Origin of the sequence: Flavobacterium collinsii (assembly GCF_902804485.1) — a bacterium.
Classification (GTDB): Bacteria; Bacteroidota; Bacteroidia; order Flavobacteriales; family Flavobacteriaceae; genus Flavobacterium; species Flavobacterium collinsii.
In genome coordinates this window covers 1-254 of sequence record NZ_CADCST010000114.1, presented here as the reverse complement: position 1 = coordinate 254, position 254 = coordinate 1, and the positions used below count along the sequence as shown (strand labels likewise).

Annotated in this window: 1 protein-coding gene; it reads right to left on the bottom strand. The window is 39.0% G+C overall.

Features of this window, described 5'->3' with window-relative positions:
* Positions 1 to 254: condensation domain-containing protein (locus tag FLA105534_RS18795; RefSeq protein ID WP_173967624.1), on the bottom strand; the 254-nt coding region annotated here is incomplete at both ends.

Below are 254 nucleotides of genomic sequence, written 5' to 3'. Positions count from 1 at the left end.
AATGGTAGATCTCTCAAACAAAGCCGTACAATAACCGATTCCTATCGAAATATCCAAATCAGATTCGGATATACTAAACATCAAATCAAATTGGGAGGTAGCATCTGTATACTGATAACCTGAGATTTCAAGGTCTTGTAGTCTTGGCTTTTCTTCTTTGGAGCTTTCGACCTCATTGTGAAAATCAAACATCACCTGAAACAATGGACTCATGCTCATATCACGGGTAGTGACCACACGGTCTACTACTTTCT